This window comes from Actinomadura sp. WAC 06369, from assembly GCF_003947565.1.
Lineage (GTDB): Bacteria > Actinomycetota > Actinomycetes > Streptosporangiales > Streptosporangiaceae > Spirillospora > Spirillospora rifamycini.
In genome coordinates, this window is sequence record NZ_QHJN01000011.1 from 38,749 (window position 1) to 54,940 (window position 16,192).

Sequence of the window (16,192 nt, forward strand, 5' to 3'; positions counted from 1 at the left end):
GATCATTCCTATGCAGGGGGTTCCCCGTGTCGTCCATCAACGCCGTACTCGCCCGGGAGATCCTCGACTCCCGCGGCAACCCGACCGTGGAGGTCGAGGTACTGCTCGATGATGGGACCGAGGCGCAGGCCGCGGTGCCGAGCGGTGCGTCCACCGGCCAGTTCGAGGCGGTCGAGCTGCGGGACGGCGGCGAGCGGTACGGCGGCAAGGGCGTGCGGAACGCGGTCAAGGCCGTCAACGACACCATCGACGACAAGCTCGTCGGCTGGGACGCGGCCGACCAGCGGCTGATCGACCAGCGGCTGATCGACCTGGACGGGACGCCCGCGAAGTCGGCCCTCGGCGCGAACGCGATCCTCGGGGTGAGCCTGGCGGTGGCGAAGGCCGCGGCCGAGTCGGCGGGGCTGCCGCTGTTCCGGTACGTCGGCGGCGCGAACGCGCACCTGCTGCCGGTGCCGATGATGAACATCCTGAACGGCGGCGCGCACGCCGACACCAACGTGGACGTCCAGGAGTTCATGATCGCGCCGATCGGGGCGTCGACGTTCGCCGAGGCGGTGCGGTGGGGCGCCGAGACGTACCACGCGCTGAAGAAGGTGCTGAAGGGCAAGGGGCTGAACACCGGGCTCGGCGACGAGGGCGGCTTCGCGCCCGACCTGCCCAGCAACCGCGACGCCCTCGACCTGATCATGGAGGCGATCCGGCAGGCCGGCTTCACGCCGGGCCGCGACATCGCGCTCGCCCTCGACGTCGCCGCGACCGAGTTCCACGCCGACGGCATGTACACCTTCGAGGGCGTGAAGCGCTCGGCCGACGACATGGCCGCCTACTACGGCGAGCTGGTCGCCGAGTACCCGCTCGTCTCCATCGAGGACCCCCTCGACGAGGAGGACTGGACGGGCTGGGAGGGGCTCACCGCGGCCGTCGGCGACCGGGTGCAGCTCGTCGGCGACGACCTGTTCGTCACCAACCCGGAGCGGCTCGCCCGCGGCATCGGGTCCGGCGCGGCGAACGCGCTGCTCGTCAAGGTCAACCAGATCGGCACGCTCAGCGAGACCCTCGACGCGGTGTCGCTCGCGCAGACCAGCGGCTACCGCTGCATGATGAGCCACCGGTCCGGCGAGACCGAGGACACCACGATCGCCGACCTGGCCGTCGCGACGAACTGCGGCCAGATCAAGACGGGCGCCCCGGCGCGCAGCGACCGCGTCGCGAAGTACAACCAGCTGCTGCGCATCGAGGAGCTGCTGGACGACGCCGCCCGCTACGCCGGCGCGGCCGCGTTCCCGCGGTTCACGCCGCGCGGCTGACCGCGCGGCCGATGGCAGCCGAACACGACCGTCCGCAGGACGCCTCCCGGGGCGACGCCCCGGGAGGCGCCCGGCGCGGCGCACACGCGCTGACCAGCCGCGCGGCGATCCTCGCGGTCGTGATGTGCGCGATCGCGCTGAGCCTGGCGTACCCCGTGCGGGAGTACATCGCGCAGCGCCAGGAGATCGCCGAGCTGCGGCAGCAGGAGGCGCTGGCCCGCCAGAAGGTGGAGCGGCTCGAGGAGCAGAAGCGGCGGCTCGGCGACGAGTCGTACATTGAGCGGGAGGCCACGCAGCGCCTCCACTACTGCCGCCCGGACGCGAAGTGCTACATCGTCCTGGACGGCGGCGGTGACGGGGAGCGGCGGGCCGCGAAGGACGGCGAGCCGCGCAGGCCGCCGTGGTACGAGAGCCTCTGGCGGTCCGTGGAGGCCGCCGACAGGCCGCGCTGACCGCCGGGAACCGAGACGGAACGGAAGGCGGGACGCGCGGGTGGGGACGCATGACATGATCGACGAACGCGCCGAACCGGCGGCCGAAGGCATCTCCCCGCGGGACGAGGCCGCGGTGGCGGCCCAGCTCGGCCGGGTGCCGCGCGGCGTCCGCCGGGTGGCCCACCGCTGCCCGTGCGGGAATCCCGCCGTGATCGAGACGGCGCCGCGGCTGCCCGACGGGACCCCGTTCCCGACGCTGTTCTACCTGACGTGCCCGAAGGCCGCCTCGGCGATCGGGACGCTCGAGGGGAGCGGCGTGATGCGGGAGATGCAGGCGCGGCTCGCGGACGACCCGGACCTGCAGGCCGCGTACGTCCGGGCCCACGAGGACTACCTGCGGCGCCGCGACCTGGCCGCCCGCGAGGACGGCCTGGAGCCGCTGCCCGCGGGCATGCAGAGCGCGGGCGGGATGCCCGAGCGGGTGAAGTGCCTGCACGCCCTGATCGCGCACGAGCTCGCCGTCCCGGGCGCGAACCCGTTCGGCCGGGAGGCGCTGGACGCGCTGCCGGAGTGGTGGCGGTCCGGGCCGTGCGTCCATCCCGAGGCCCCCGGCGGCCCCGCCGCCACCGAGGACACCGAGGACACCGACGACCCCGAGGAGGCCCGGTGACGCGCGTCGCCGCCGTCGACTGCGGCACCAACTCCGTCCGCCTGCTCATCGCCGACATCGACCCCGCGGCGGGCTCCCTCGCCGACGTCGAGCGCCGGATGGAGATCGTCCGGCTCGGCGAGGGCGTGGACGAGACCGGGCGGCTGTCCCCCGCCGCGCTGGAGCGGACGTTCGCCGCGATGCGCGGCTACGCGGAGCTGATCGACCGGCACGGAGCCGCCGACAAGGTCCGCGTCGTCGCGACGAGCGCGACCCGCGACGCGGCGAACCGGGACGCGTTCGTCCGCGGCGTCGTGGACATCTTCGGCGTCGTCCCCGAGGTGATCACCGGGGACGAGGAGGCGGAGCTGTCGTTCGTCGGCGCGACCCGCGAGCTGGCGGAGCTGCGCCCGGCCCGCCCCTACCTGGTGGTCGACATCGGCGGCGGCTCCACCGAGTTCGTGCTGGGCAGCACGTCGGTGCAGGCGGCGCGGTCGATCGACATCGGCTGCGTGCGGATGACCGAGCGGCACCTGAAGGACGGCGACCCGCCGTCGCCGGAGCAGATCGCGGCGGCCGTCGCCGACATCGACGCCCAGCTCGCGGCCGTCCGGGAGACCGTGCCGGTGGACGAGGCGCGCACGCTCGTCGGCCTCGCCGGGTCGGTGACGACGGTGTCGGGCATCGCGCTCGACCTGCCCGAGTACGACCCGTCCCGCATCCACCTGTCGCGCGTCATGGCGGCGCAGGTGCACGAGGTGACGCGGCGGCTGCTGCACGCGACGCGGGACGAGCGGTCCCGGTTCGGCGTCATGCATCCGGGGCGGGTCGACGTGATCGGCGCGGGCGCCCTCATCCTCGACCGGATCATGCGCGAGTACGGGTTCGGGGCGGTCGTGGTCAGCGAGCACGACATCCTCGACGGCCTCGCCTGGTCGCTGGTCTGAGGCCCGGTCACCCCTTCAGCCGGTCGAGGAGCGCCGGGATGAGGACGGCGTTCGGGTTCTGCTGCGGCACGTAGAGGACGGCGTCGGGGCCGGTGGCCTGCCGGATCCAGACGCGGCCGCCGTCCACGACGGCGCCGGAGATCGCCGACCAGCTCAGCGACACCCGCGCGCCCCGCACCCCGCCGGGGTGGACGGTCAGGCCGTGCGCGACGTCGACCGCCTCGCCCGCGCGGACGTGCTCGGCGAGCTGCGCGACGAGGCGGGGTTCGGCGCGCACCTGGCACAGCCGGATCAGCCGCCCCCACACCTCCTCCGGGCCGCCGACCGCGCCGGGCGCGTGCCGGGGGACGGACGCCTCGTCCAGCACCACCTCGACGCGGGGGCCGCCGTGGAACGGGTGCCGCCCCACCTGGAAGATCCACTGCGCGGGGCGCCCGGAGCCGTCCGCGCCGTCCGCCGCCCAGTACGCGACCCATTCGACGTACTGCCAGATCAGGGACTCGCCGCCGAACGCGACGCCGTGGTCGTCGGCGCGCAGCCGCACTCCGTGGACGACGACGTCGAGCGCCTGCTCGGCCGGCGGCGCCTGCCAGGAGCGGTCGGCCTGCGGGGGGCGTGCGGGGCGGCCTGCGGGGCGGTGCGGGGGTCGGCGTGCACCGCGGCGTCGGACGGGCGGCGCCGGGGGAGCGGGGCGCGACCGGGCGCGGCGGGTTCCGGATTGAGGCGGTCGCTCCAGTTCCGGCCGTCCCACCAGCGCAGGCTGCCGGTCCCGTAGGGGTCCGGGTACCAGCCGGGTTGCGACAATGCAGACTCCGTTCGCAAGGACGACAAGGCGTCCGTTCTCCCCGATCGGCGAACGCATCGTACCGACGCGGCCCCCGGTTCGGCGGCTGTTGGTCGGAACCGGCCACAGGGAAAACGTCGGAACCGGCCACAGGGAAAAGTCGGAACCGGCCACCGGGAACACCAGGGGACACCGGCGGGACCGGCGCGGGGGACGCGCGTGCGAGGATCGGGGCATGTCCACCGCCAATGCCCCGTTCGTCCCGCCCGGTTCCGGCTGGCCAGAGGACCCCGCGCGCCCGGACACGCCCGTCGCGCACGGCGCCGGCGAGGTGGTCGAGCTGGCGGCGGGCGCCCCGGACCTGGACGAGCTGTGCGCGCGGCAGTCGGTGTGCCGGGCGTGCGAGCGGCTGGTGGAGTGGCGCGAGCAGGTCGCGGTGAAGCGCCGCCGGGCGTTCGCGGACGAGGAGTACTGGGGGCGCCCGGTGGCCGGGTGGGGCGATCCGGAGCCGCGCATCATGATCGTCGGGCTGGCGCCGGCCGCGCACGGCGGGAACCGCACCGGGCGGATCTTCACGGGGGACCGGTCGGGCGACTGGCTGTTCGCGTCGCTGCACCGGGTGGGGCTGGCGGCGCTGCCGACGAGCGTGCGCGCGGGGGACGGGCAGCGGCTGATCGGCGCGCGGATGGCGGCGACGGTCCGCTGCGCGCCGCCCGACAACAAGCCGACGCCGCTGGAGCGCACGGCGTGCCTGCCGTGGCTGGCGCGCGAGATCGAGGACGTGGCGGCGTCCGTCCGGTGCATCGTGTGCCTCGGCGGGTTCGCCTGGCAGGGGGTGTGGCCGGCGCTGAAGCAGGCGGGCTACGGGCTGCCGCGGCCGCGGCCGAAGTTCGGGCACGGCGCGGAGGCCGAGCTGCCGCCGCCGCCGGGGCATCCGCGCCGCGAGCCGGTGCTGCTGCTGGGGTGCTACCACCCGAGCCAGCAGAACACGTTCACCGGACGCGTCACGGAGGAGATGCTGGACGCCGTGTTCGTGCGGGCACGCGACTACGAGTAGCCCCGTATTGGTGCGTTCTCCTGCGCATGGCGCTTTTCGGTCGGTACAAAGTCTGATATCGGCGAAGTAGTCGCAAAGGCGGCAATAGCGGAAGATACGTGAGTCGGCGCCGAATGCGGGTACCGGCCCGGTATGCCTTCCGAGCGCACCGCGGATTCCGCGAAGCACATCGTGATCGTCGGCGGCGGGTACGTCGGCATGTACACGGCGCTGCGCCTGCAGCGGAAGCTGCGGGGCGAACTGCGCCGCGGCGAGGTCGCCGTCACCGTCATCGACCCGCAGTCGTACATGACCTACCAGCCGTTCCTGCCCGAGGCGGCGGCGGGGAACCTGGAGCCCCGGCACGTCGTGGCGCCGCTGCGGCGGGTCCTGTCGGGCTGCCGGGTCGTCAACGGGTACGTGACGAAGATCGAGCACGCCAAGCGGCGCGTGACCCTCTGCCCCGCCGGGACGAGCACCGCGGGCGTCCCGGAGCGCCACGTGCACTACGACCGGCTCGTCCTCGCCCTCGGGTCGATCTCCAAGACGCTGCCGATCCCCGGCCTGGCCGAGTGCGGCATCGGCTTCAAGACCATCGAGGAGGCCATCTTCCTGCGCAACCACGTCATCCACCAGCTCGACATCGCCGAGTCCAACCCGGACGACGCGGAGGTGCGGCGCCGCGCGCTGACGTTCGTGTTCGTCGGCGCCGGGTTCGCGGGGGTGGAGGCGATGGCGGAACTGGAGGACATGGCCCGGCTCGCCTGCCGCTGGTACCCGCACATCGACCCCGAGGAGATGCGCTGGGTGATGGTGGAGGCCACCGACCGGATCCTGCCCGAGGTCGGCCCGGAGATGGGCCGCTGGACGGCGGAGGCGCTGCGCGCGCGGGGCATCGAGGTGAAGCTGGACACGCTGCTGAAGTCGGCGCGGGGACGGCACATCGTGCTGAGCGACGGCGAGGAGTTCGACGCCGGCACGCTGGTGTGGACGGCGGGCGTGAAGCCGCACCCGGTGGTGCGGCAGAGCGACCTGCCGCTCGACGAGCGCGGCCGGGTGAAGGCCACCGCCGAGCTGACCGTGGACGGCGCCGAGCACGCCTACACCGCCGGCGACAACGCGGCCGTCCCGGACCTGACCGAGACCGGCGAGTTCACGGCGCCGAACGCGCAGCACGCCGTCCGGCAGGCCAAGCGGCTCGCCGACAACATCGTCGCGGACATGCGCGGCCGCCCCCGCAAGCCCTACCGGCACGCCTACGTGGGGTCGGTGGCCAGCCTCGGCCTGCACAAGGGCGTCGCGAACGTGTACGGGATCAAGCTGCGGGGCTGGCCCGCGTGGTTCATGCACCGCACCTACCACCTGTCGCGGATGCCGACCGTGAACCGCAAGTTCCGGATCACCGCGGACTGGACGCTCGCCATGTTCTTCCGCCGCGAGATGGTCTCGCTCGGCGAGCTGGAGCGGCCGCGCGAGGAGTTCGAGCTGGCCGCCGGGCGCCCGCGGGAGGTCCCCGCCGCGCGCTGAGCGGCCCCGGCGGCTCCGGAGCGGTTCCGGAGCGGCAATGCGCGGGTGAAGGCGCGCCGTACGGATTGTTTTCCACCGGGCGGCTCATGTGCTCCCGGTATGATTGCGCCGCCCCTGTAGCCCAATGGCAGAGGCGGGCTCCCTAAAAGAGCTTTCGTGTCGGTTCGAATCCGACCAGGGGCATGGGCGGCGGGCCGGCGTTCCGATTCGGGCGCCGGCCCGACGTGTCCGAGAACACGCGTCCGGCGGGCCGCCGGCCGGATACTCCGTGATCAGCACTGCGTTCGGTGGGTACTTCGCGTTTAGACTGGAGTCCGGTTCGATCAACGTGGAGGCTCCGAATGGAGAGCAGGAACCCGGCGTTCCGGGGCCGTTCCTTCCAGCAACGCGCGGACGGCGCCGCGTACGGCGCGCCCGGGCACTACGGCGCGCCGGGCATGGAGCAGGGCTACGGCGCCCCCGGCCACGGCGGCTCCGGGTACGGCGTGCAGGCGCCGCCCGCGGCTCCGCCGGCCACCCGCCCGATGACCCTCGACGACGTCGTCGTCCGCGGGTTCATGACGCTGGCCACCCTCATCGCCACCGGCGCGCTGGCCTGGGCGCTGGTGCCCGTCGAACTCTCGGTGCCCGTGATGGTCGTCGCGCTCGTCGCGATGATCGGCGTCTGGGCGTTCATCACGTTCGGGCGCAAGGCGAACGCGCCGATGGTGCTGGCGTTCGCCGCGCTCTACGGCGTCGCCGTCGGGATCATCAGCCACGCCTACAACGACCTGTACCACGGCGTGGTGCTCCAGGCCGTGATCGGGACGGCGCTCGCGTTCGCCGCGACGCTCGCCGTGTACGCGCTGCGGATCGTCCGGGTCACGCCGAAGTTCGTGCGGTTCGTCGTCGCGGCCGGCGCCGCGCTCGTCGGGCTGATGCTGGTCAACCTCGTGGTGGTCCTCTTCGGCGGGGAGGACGGCATCGGCATCCGCGACCCCGACAACCCGCTCGCGTACGTGTTCAGCGTCGTCGCGATCCTGGTGGGCTGCTTCTTCCTGCTGCTCGACTTCGACGCCGTCGAGGACGGCGTCCGGGCCGGCGCGCCGGAGAAGTTCGCCTGGTACTGCGCGTTCGGCCTCGTGCTGAGCCTGGTGTGGATCTACCTGGAGATCCTGCGGCTGCTGTCGTACTTCTACGCGTCCCGCGACTGACGCGGACGCCGCCCGCCGGACGTCCGTCCGCGGGCTCCCGCGCAAGAACCAGCCCCTCGCCGACTCCGGTGAGGGGCTGGTTCGCGTGGGATCTCGGCGCCGGTGGCGTGACGGCTCGGGCGCCGCGCCTGCGGGGATGTGCCGTGGCGGGATCCCAGCGGTTCCGGGACGCGCCGGGCTCTTCAGTAGTGCCGGGCGCGGCGGGCGCGCTCGTGCTCGCGCACCAGCGCGGCGGCGTAGCCGTGGGTGAGGTTGTGCTCCTCGGCCAGCCAGGTGCTGCGTTCCTCGCAGCGGGAGAACGACGGTCCGTTCTCGATCGCGGTGAACCACTCGGGAAGGTCACGTCCGGTGACGTGCGGGATGCGGGCGATGAGCTTGCTGTGCGTCTCCGGCGAGTGGTTCAGTGACAATTGGCACCTCCAGGTCGCGGGGCTCTTCCTGGCACTGTGCAACACGCGTCCGGATGTGACAAGACCCTAACGGGGACCTATCCGTTGCGTAACGTAGATCATTCATGACGATGACCTGCGGCGGAACGCGCGAACGGCCCGTGCGGCGGGCGCTGCGGCGCCCCGCACGGGCCGTTCGGCCGTTCCGGGAGTGGCGGACGGGTCAGGAGAGGCGCTCGAGCACCATCGCCATGCCCTGGCCGCCGCCGACGCACATCGTCTCCAGGCCGAACTGCTTGTCGTGGAACTTCAGGCCGTTCAGGAGCGTGGAGGTGATGCGGGCGCCGGTCATGCCGAACGGGTGGCCGACCGCGATCGCGCCGCCGTTGACGTTCAGCCGGTCGAGGTCGATGCCGAGGTCCTCGGCGGACGGCAGCACCTGCGCGGCGAACGCCTCGTTGATCTCGACGAGGTCGATGTCGCCGATGGTCATGCCGGCCTTGGCGAGCGCCTTGCGGGACGCCTCCACCGGGCCGAGGCCCATGATCTCGGGGGACAGGCCGGTGACGCCGGTCGACACGACCCGCGCGAGCGGGGTGATGCCGAGTTCGGCGGCCTTGGTGTCGCTCATGATGACGACCGCGGCGGCGCCGTCGTTCAGCGGGCAGCAGTTGGCCGCGGTGACCGTGCCGTCCGGGCGGAAGGACGGCTGGAGCTGCGACACCTTCTCGTAGGTGGTGCCGGGGCGGGGGCCGTCGTCCTTGGAGACGACGGTGCCGTCCGGCAGCGTCACCGGGGTGATGTCCGTCTCCCAGAAGCCGTTGGCGATGGCCTTCTCGGCGAGGTTCTGCGAGCGGACGCCGAACTCGTCCTGCGCCTGGCGGGTCACGCCGCGCAGCGACGCGACGTTCTCGGCGGTCTGCCCCATCGCGATGTAGACGTCCGGGATCCGGCCGTCCTCGCGCGGGTCGCGCCAGACGCCGGCGCCGCCCTCGGCGGCCTTGGCGACGCGGGCCTGCGCATCGGCGAACACCGGGTTCTGGGTGTCGGGGAGCCCGTCGCTGCTGCCCTTGGCGAAGCGGCTGACGGTCTCGACGCCGGCCGAGACGATGACGTCGGCCTCGCCCGCCTTGATCGCGTGCAGCGCCATCCGGGTGGTCTGCAGCGAGGACGAGCAGTAGCGGGTGATCGTGGCGCCGGGGACGTCGTCCCAGCCCAGCAGCACCGACACCACGCGGGCCATGTTGTAGCCCTGCTCGCCGCCGGGCAGGCCGCAGCCGAGCAGCAGGTCGTCGATCTGGGACGGCTGCAGCTGCGGGACCTTCGCCATCGCGGCGGTGATCATCTGGGCGGTGAGGTCGTCGGGACGGATGTCCTTCAGCGACCCCTTGAAGGCGCGGCCGATCGGCGAGCGAGCGGTCGCGACGATGACTGCCTCGGGCATGTGCGGGTCTCCTGTCTCGAGCGGCCGGTCGGCGAACCGGCGTCCCCTGCGGGCGGTTGCGGCGGACGGTGTTACTCGCCGGTCATCGCAATCTAGCCCCACGTCCTCCGCCCGGTACACGGCGGGGGGCCGGGTATGTTGACGATGAGTCAAATAAGTGCTGACTTACTCCGATACGCGCAATCGGTGCCCCTCACGTGCGCGTTCACGATGTGGCGGCGCCCGGTTCGGTCCGGGCCGCCGCCTCCGGGCCCGCGTGCGGCTCCGGCTCTGCGGAGCGCCGCCGCAGCAGCCGGGCCCAGCGCCCCCGCGGACCCCGCTCGCGGCCCGCGACCGACGCGCCCGACACCTCCGTGCCGGCCCGCTCCGCCGCCGCGGCCGCCGCCAGGTACACCGGCAGCACCCCGTCGCCGATCCGCGTCTCCACCGGCCACGCCTCCAGATCGGGCTCCAGGGACAGCGCCGACGCCAGCGACGGCAGCAGCGCCGCCGCCGCGGCCGCGTAGCCCCGCGCCGACGGGTGGTACCGGTCCGCGCTGAACATCGCGTGCGGGTCCGCCGCGAACTCCCGCCCGAGCAGGTCGCCGATCGACACCGACCGGCCGCCCCGCTCCACCACCGCGATCGTCTGCGCCGCCGCGAGCTGCCGGCTCGCCCGCCGCGCGATCCACCGCAGCGGCTGCATCAGCGGCTTCACCGACCCGAGGTCCGGGCAGGTGCCCGCCACCACCTGCGCGCCCGCCTCCCGCAGCCGCGCCACCGCCTCCGCCAGGTGCCGGACGGACTCCGCCGCGGGCACCCGGGACGTGACGTCGTTCGCCCCCACCATGACCACCGCGAGGTCCGGGCGGACCTCCAGCGCGCGCTCCACCTGCCCGGCCAGCGCCGCCGACCGCGCGCCCGGCCGGGCCACGTTCGTCAGCCGCACCGGCCGTCCGGCCAGCTCCGCCAGCCCGCCCGCCAGCACCGCCGCGGGCGTCTCCGCCGGGGTGTGCACCCCGAGCCCCGCGGCCGTCGAGTCGCCCAGCACCACCAGCGACAGCGGCGCCGCCCCGCGCCCCGCCCGCCCGTACGCCTCGCCGTACAGGCCGTCCGCGGCCGGCGGGTCGCCGTTCGGCGTCGCCAGGATGATCTTCCGGGCGAGCCGCGCCTCCACCATGACCAGCGCGAACGTGGCGCCGCCGAGGGCCGTGATGCCCCCGCCCCCGTAGGCCGCCGCCGCCGCGATGCGGCGCGCCGTGAACGCTCTCAGCATGCCCCACTACCCTCCGTGCCCGCTGCATACCCGCCGCCCATCGGGTTGATGCCCGCCCCGACCGATCTCGGCTAACGTCGGAAACGGAGATCTAACCGGGGCCGTACCAGGTCGTCCGCGCGAACCGCGGTCCGATCCGGCAGGCTGAACACCCGGACCGAACGCGGAACGACAAGGATGTCGCGGTGCACGTACACGATTCGCTGGTCGAGCTGATGGGCAACACCCCGCTCGTTCGGCTGCGCAAGGTGACCGAGGGCTTCACCGAGGTCGGGGGGCCGCAGGTCCTCGCCAAGGTGGAGTACTTCAACCCCGGAGGCTCGGTGAAGGACCGCATCGCGGTCCGCATGATCGACGCTGCGGAGGCGTCCGGGGAGCTGAAGCCCGGCGGGACGATCGTCGAGCCGACGTCCGGCAACACCGGCGTCGGGCTCGCCATCGTGGCGCAGGAGCGCGGCTACCGCTGCGTCTTCGTCTGCCCCGACAAGGTCGCCAAGGACAAGGTCGACGTGCTGCGCGCCTACGGCGCCGAGGTCGTGGTGTGCCCCACGGCCGTGAACCCCGACCACCCCGACTCGTACTACTCGGTGTCGGACCGCCTCGCCGCCGAGATCCCCGGCGCCTGGAAGCCGAACCAGTACGTGAACCCGCAGAACCCGGCGTCCCACTACGCGACGACCGGGCCCGAGCTGTGGGAGCAGACCGAGGGCCGCATCACGCACTTCGTCGCGGGCATCGGCACCGGCGGCACGATCAGCGGCGCCGGGAAGTACCTCAAGGAGGTCTCCGGCGGGCGCGTGCAGGTCATCGGCGCCGACCCGGAGGGCTCGGTGTACTCCGGCGGCAGCGGCCGCCCCTACCTGACCGAGGGCGTCGGCGAGGACATCTGGCCCGAGACCTACGACCGCGAGATCTGCGACCGGGTCATCGCCGTGTCCGACAAGGACTCCTTCGTCATGACCCGGCGGCTCGCCCGCGAGGAGGCCCTGCTCGTCGGCGGCTCCTGCGGCATGGCGGTCGTCGCCGCGCTGCGCGTCGCCGCCGAGGCCGACGACGACGCGGTGATCGTCGTCCTGCTCCCGGACGGCGGCCGCGGCTACCTCTCGAAGATCTTCAGCGACGAGTGGATGCACCAGCACGGCTTCAGCGAGGACCGCACCACGGAGCCGACGGTGGGCGACGTCCTCGCGCAGAAGGCGGACGCGGAGTCGGAGGGCATCCCGAACTTCGTGCACATGCACCCGACCGAGACCGTCGGGGAGGCGGTGAAGGTCCTCCGGGAGTTCGGCGTGTCGCAGATGCCGGTGGTGTCGCCCGGCGCGGGCCACCCGGACGTGATGGCCGGCGAGGTGATCGGCGCGGTCGAGGAGCGGGTCCTCCTGCACGCCCTGTACGCCGACCACGCGGGCGCCGACGACCCGCTCGAGAAGCACATGAGCCCGCCGCTGCCCGTCGTCGGCTCGGGCGAGCCGGTGGCGCGGATGGTCTCGGTGCTCGAGAAGCGGGACGCGGTGGTGGTCCTGGTCGACGGCAAGCCCTCGGGCATCGTCACCCGCCAGGACATCCTGGCCTTCCTCGCCCCCGGCGCCTGACCCGCCCCGCACTCCGGAGACGCAGAGGCCCCCGGCTCTCGACGAGCCGGGGGCCTCTGCGCGAGGGTGCCGGGTTGCGGGGCGGTCCGTGGGCGGCGTTTCCGACCGCCCCGCAACCCGGCGTCTGCGGGATCCCGCTAGGAGCGGGTTCCAGAGGGGGCGTACCGGTCCTCGACCGGGCCCACCGGGCCGGACGGCGGGTCCTTCGGCTTCGCGCGTCCCGGCCACCAGGCGCGCTGGCCCAGCAGGGCGGTGATCCCCGGCACCAGGAAGATCGACATCACGAAGGCGGAGAGCGCGATGCCCAGCGCGATCGAGAAGCCCATCTGCTGGAGCATCGAGACGCTCGCCAGCAGCATCACCGAGAACGTCCCGGCGAGGATCAGGCCCGCCGCGGCGACCGTCGGGCCGCCGTGCTGGACGGCCAGCGCCGCGGCCTTGCGCGGCTCGTGGCCCTCCTTGGCCTCCTCGCGGAGCCGCGCGGTCATCAGGATGTTGTAGTCGGTCCCGATGGCCAGCACGAACAGGTACAGCATGATCGGCAGGTGGAAGATCTCCCCCGGTTCGCCCAGGAGGCCCTGGAAGACGAACACCGCGGAGCCCAGCGTGGCGGCGAAGCCCAGGAGCACCGCCGGGACCAGGTACAGCGGCGCCACCACCGAGCGCAGCAGCAGGAGCAGGATCAGCGCGATCAGCACCCCGGCGACCGGGAGGATCACCGACAGGTCGCGGTTGACGACCTTGTTGATGTCGGCGTAGATCGCGGCCTCACCGCCGACGTACACCTTGGTGCCCTCGGGCGCCATGTCGTGCACCGCCGGGTTCAGGTCGTCCTTCACCAGGTTGATCGACTCGTTGCTGACCGGGTTGCCGTTCAGCAGCAGGTTGACGCGGCCGACCTTGGGGTCCTGGCCGAGCTCGGCGGGCGCGACGCCGCCGACGCCGGGCAGCGACTTGGCCTGCTGCCCGAAGGCGTCCAGCTCGGCCTTGGTGAGCGGCTGCCCGTCGGTGGACTCCACCATGACCTCCACCGGCCTGGTCTGGCCGGCCGGGAAGCCCTTCTGCATGTCCTTGATGGCCTGGGCGGACTCGGTGTCCTGCGGGAAGCTGGACTGGAAGTCGTAGTTGGACTTGAAGCCGAACACACCGGTCGCCAGCGCGATCATCACGGCGGCCGCGGCCAGCGCGACGATCGCCGGGCGCTTGCCGACCAGCGCGCCGAGCCTGGCCGACACGGCGCCCTTCGGCTGCTTCTTCCACGCCTTGGACGGCCAGAACACCGCGGTGCCGAGGATCGACAGCAGCGCCGGGAACACCGTCAGCGACGTGATGCCCATGACGAGGACGCCGATGGCGAGCGACGGGCCCCACGCGGCGAAGATCCCGAACGAGGCCAGCATCAGCACGACGAACGTGGCGGCGATCGCGGCGGCCGCGGAGGTGATGACCTCGCCGACCCGCGTGACCGCCTGGATCAGCGCCTCCTTGCGCTCCACGCCGGTCCGCAGCAGCTCGCGGTAGCGGAACAGGACGAACAGGTAGTAGTCGGCGCCGACGCCGAACAGGACGATCGTCAGGATGATCTGCAGGCTGTCGTCACCGGAGAAGTCGAGCACCTTCGAGGCGGCGCCGATCAGCCCCATCGACAGCTGCTCGGTGACGATGATCACGATGATCGGCAGGATCGCGGCGATCGGGGCCCGGAAGATCAGCAGGATCAGTCCGATGATCAGGGCGAAGGTGGCGACCGTGATCAGCAGGAAGGACTGGGTGAAGGAGTCCTCGTTGTCGACGAACATCGCGACGTCGCCGCCGACCTTGGCCTCCAGCCCGCTGCCCAGGACCTCGGGCAGCTTCTCCCGGAGGTCCTTGATGGCCTGGCTCTGGTCCTGGGCCTCGGCCCCGGTCGCCAGCTCCATCGGCACGGTGATCAACTGGATGCTCTTGTTCGGCGCGACCGTCTGCGGGCCGGTCATGAACCCGAGGACCGTCGGGTACTTCTCGGCCGTCAGCGCTTTGGCGGCCTCACCGATCTTGGCGCTGTCCTGCGGCGTGATCTTCCCGCCGTCGGTCCGCTGCACCACGATCAGCGAGCTGGCCTCCGCCTGCTGAGGGAAGGCGTCGGACGCGAGCTCGGCGGCCTGGACGGACTCGTATCCGGAGGGCAGGAACTCGCCCTGGTCCGATTCGGTTGTCAGTTTGGGGGAGAAGGCGATGATGACGACTGCCGCCGCCAGCCAGGCCACGATCGTCCACCACGGGTGTCTCACGACGAAGCGTGCGAGCCCAGCGAACATGCGTCTTCCTTCGGTTCAGAGGAGGGGTGCGGATGCCTATCAAACGGTAGAGATCCGGCGCCCCGTTGAGGTCACCCCGTGCGCCGAACTTGGTGCTGATACCTCGGGGGGACCCTCTCCTCCTTCAGGAGGGCAAGGCGGCGGATAGCCTCGTTCCCATGGACAACGACGTTCACCTGGGTTTCGAGACGGTGGCCATCCACGCCGGCCAGGAGCCGGACCCCGTCACCGGGGCGGTGGTCCCGCCGATCTACCAGGTCTCGACCTATAAGCAGGACGGCATCGGGGGGTTGCGCGGAGGCTACGAGTACTCCCGATCGGCCAATCCCACGCGTACGTCGCTGGAAGTATGCCTCGCCGAGATCGAGGGCGGCGCCCGCGGCCTGGCGTTCGCGTCCGGCCTCGCCGCCGAGGACGCGCTGCTGCGCACCGTCTGCCGCCCGGGCGACCACGTGATCATCCCGAACGACGCCTACGGCGGCACCTACCGGCTGTTCGCGAAGGTCGCCGAACCGTGGGGCGTCGCGTTCGACCCGGTGCCGCTCGGCGACGTCGCCGCCGTGCGGGCCGCCGTCCGCCCCGAAACGAAGATCATCTGGGTGGAGACGCCGACGAACCCGCTGCTCGGGGTGGCCGACATCGCGGTGCTCGCGTCGGTCGCCCGCGACGCCGGCGCGCTCCTCGTCGTCGACAACACCTTCGCCTCGCCCTACCTGCAGCGTCCGCTGGAGCTCGGCGCCGACATCGTCGTGCACTCCACCACCAAGTACATCGGCGGCCACTCCGACGTCGTCGGCGGCGCGCTGATCGTCTCCGACCCGGGGCTGGGCGAGCGGCTCGCGTTCAACCAGAACTCGATGGGCGCCGTCGCCGGCCCCTTCGACGCCTGGCTGACGCTGCGCGGCATCAAGACCCTCGGCGTCCGCATGGACCGGCACTGCGCGAACGCCGAACGGGTCGTCGACCTGCTCACGCGGCACCCGTCCGTCCGGCAGGTGCTCTACCCGGGGCTGCCCGACCACCCGGGCCACGAGACCGCCGCCAAGCAGATGAAGGGGTTCGGCGGCATGGTCTCCTTCCGGATGGAGTCGGAGGAGGCCGCCGTCCGCGTCTGCGAGCGGACGAAGCTGTTCACGCTCGGCGAGTCCCTCGGCGGCGTCGAGTCGCTCATCGAGCACCCCGGCCGGATGACGCACGCGTCCGCGGCCGGATCGCCGCTGGAAGTGCCCGCCGACCTGGTGCGGCTGTCGGTCGGCATCGAGGACGCCGCCGACCTCCTCCACGACCTCGAGGACGCGCTCGGCCGAACCGAATGACCCTTCCCGCGCGTTCTTG

General features: G+C 72.7%; 15 protein-coding genes and 1 tRNA gene. 10 read left to right on the plus strand and 6 right to left on the minus strand.

The window, feature by feature from the left end; genetic code table 11:
* Nucleotides 1-26 precede the first annotated feature (26 nt).
* Genes eno through DMH08_RS04985 form a run of 4 tightly spaced genes read left to right on the plus strand, consistent with a single transcriptional unit; the run spans nucleotide 27 to nucleotide 3,340 of the window.
* On the plus strand, nucleotides 27-1,310 hold the full coding sequence (gene eno / locus DMH08_RS04970; protein ID WP_026402209.1) for a phosphopyruvate hydratase: 1,284 nt from the start codon (nucleotides 27-29) through the stop codon (nucleotides 1,308-1,310).
* Between the two features lie 11 nt (nucleotides 1,311-1,321).
* On the plus strand, nucleotides 1,322-1,762 hold the full coding sequence (locus tag DMH08_RS04975) for an FtsB family cell division protein (protein WP_125612003.1): 441 nt from the start codon (nucleotides 1,322-1,324) through the stop codon (nucleotides 1,760-1,762).
* Between the two features lie 55 nt (nucleotides 1,763-1,817).
* Nucleotides 1,818-2,414, plus strand: coding sequence for a DUF501 domain-containing protein (locus DMH08_RS04980; protein ID WP_125612005.1), 597 nt, complete (start codon nucleotides 1,818-1,820; stop codon nucleotides 2,412-2,414).
* The gene (locus DMH08_RS04985; RefSeq protein ID WP_026402206.1) at nucleotides 2,411-3,340 is read left to right on the plus strand and encodes a Ppx/GppA phosphatase family protein; all 930 of its coding nucleotides are present in this window, start codon (nucleotides 2,411-2,413) and stop codon (nucleotides 3,338-3,340) included. The genes DMH08_RS04980 and DMH08_RS04985 overlap by 4 nt, the downstream gene beginning before the upstream one ends.
* 7 nt (nucleotides 3,341-3,347) lie before the next feature.
* Here the strand turns inward: DMH08_RS04985 and DMH08_RS04990 are convergent, their stop codons facing one another.
* Both DMH08_RS04990 and DMH08_RS42750 read right to left on the minus strand, forming a co-directional pair.
* Nucleotides 3,348-3,884 (minus strand): hypothetical protein, encoded by a 537-nt coding sequence (locus tag DMH08_RS04990; protein ID WP_125612007.1) that lies wholly within the window; start codon nucleotides 3,882-3,884, stop codon nucleotides 3,348-3,350.
* Complete coding sequence (locus tag DMH08_RS42750; protein WP_442778626.1) at nucleotides 3,833-4,171, minus strand: DUF2510 domain-containing protein; 339 nt, start codon at nucleotides 4,169-4,171, stop codon at nucleotides 3,833-3,835. Before DMH08_RS42750 ends, DMH08_RS04990 begins: the two co-directional genes overlap by 52 nt.
* A 188-nt stretch (nucleotides 4,172-4,359) precedes the next feature.
* On the opposite strand from DMH08_RS42750, the gene DMH08_RS05000 reads away from it, so the two are divergent.
* From DMH08_RS05000 to DMH08_RS05015, 4 genes are all read left to right on the plus strand, one after another.
* Nucleotides 4,360-5,181, plus strand: a complete 822-nt coding sequence (locus DMH08_RS05000; RefSeq protein ID WP_026402204.1) for a uracil-DNA glycosylase — start codon at nucleotides 4,360-4,362, stop codon at nucleotides 5,179-5,181.
* Between the two features lie 132 nt (nucleotides 5,182-5,313).
* The gene (locus DMH08_RS05005; protein ID WP_125612009.1) at nucleotides 5,314-6,687 is read left to right on the plus strand and encodes an NAD(P)/FAD-dependent oxidoreductase; all 1,374 of its coding nucleotides are present in this window, start codon (nucleotides 5,314-5,316) and stop codon (nucleotides 6,685-6,687) included.
* Nucleotides 6,688-6,797: 110 nt separating this feature from the next.
* Nucleotides 6,798-6,870, plus strand: a tRNA-Leu gene (locus DMH08_RS05010).
* A 158-nt stretch (nucleotides 6,871-7,028) separates the two neighbouring features.
* Nucleotides 7,029-7,880: a Bax inhibitor-1/YccA family protein gene (locus tag DMH08_RS05015; protein ID WP_026402202.1), complete on the plus strand. Its 852-nt coding sequence runs from the start codon at nucleotides 7,029-7,031 to the stop codon at nucleotides 7,878-7,880.
* Between the two features lie 182 nt (nucleotides 7,881-8,062).
* On the opposite strand, the gene DMH08_RS05020 is transcribed toward DMH08_RS05015, so the two are convergent.
* The 3 genes from DMH08_RS05020 to DMH08_RS05030 all read right to left on the minus strand — a co-directional run bounded on the left by DMH08_RS05020 (nucleotide 8,063) and on the right by DMH08_RS05030 (nucleotide 10,968).
* Complete coding sequence (locus DMH08_RS05020; protein ID WP_026402201.1) at nucleotides 8,063-8,290, minus strand: DUF4287 domain-containing protein; 228 nt, start codon at nucleotides 8,288-8,290, stop codon at nucleotides 8,063-8,065.
* A gap of 202 nt (nucleotides 8,291-8,492) precedes the next feature.
* The gene (locus DMH08_RS05025; RefSeq protein ID WP_026402200.1) at nucleotides 8,493-9,713 is read right to left on the minus strand and encodes an acetyl-CoA C-acetyltransferase; all 1,221 of its coding nucleotides are present in this window, start codon (nucleotides 9,711-9,713) and stop codon (nucleotides 8,493-8,495) included.
* 205 nt (nucleotides 9,714-9,918) lie between these two features.
* The gene (locus DMH08_RS05030; protein WP_034517673.1) at nucleotides 9,919-10,968 is read right to left on the minus strand and encodes an SGNH/GDSL hydrolase family protein; all 1,050 of its coding nucleotides are present in this window, start codon (nucleotides 10,966-10,968) and stop codon (nucleotides 9,919-9,921) included.
* A gap of 185 nt (nucleotides 10,969-11,153) precedes the next feature.
* Between DMH08_RS05030 and DMH08_RS05035 the strand changes: the two genes are divergently transcribed.
* A complete protein-coding gene (locus DMH08_RS05035) occupies nucleotides 11,154-12,560 on the plus strand; it encodes a cystathionine beta-synthase (protein ID WP_125612011.1) in 1,407 nt (468 codons plus the stop codon).
* A 137-nt stretch (nucleotides 12,561-12,697) separates the two neighbouring features.
* On the opposite strand, the gene DMH08_RS05040 is transcribed toward DMH08_RS05035, so the two are convergent.
* On the minus strand, nucleotides 12,698-14,857 hold the full coding sequence (locus DMH08_RS05040) for an MMPL family transporter (protein WP_026402198.1): 2,160 nt from the start codon (nucleotides 14,855-14,857) through the stop codon (nucleotides 12,698-12,700).
* A 158-nt stretch (nucleotides 14,858-15,015) separates the two neighbouring features.
* Here DMH08_RS05040 and DMH08_RS05045 point away from each other — a divergent pair, with 158 nt between their 5' ends.
* Nucleotides 15,016-16,173 carry a cystathionine gamma-synthase gene (locus tag DMH08_RS05045; protein ID WP_026402197.1) on the plus strand — a complete coding sequence of 386 codons (1,158 nt, stop codon included), beginning with the start codon at nucleotides 15,016-15,018 and terminating at the stop codon, nucleotides 16,171-16,173.
* Nucleotides 16,174-16,192 lie beyond the last annotated feature (19 nt).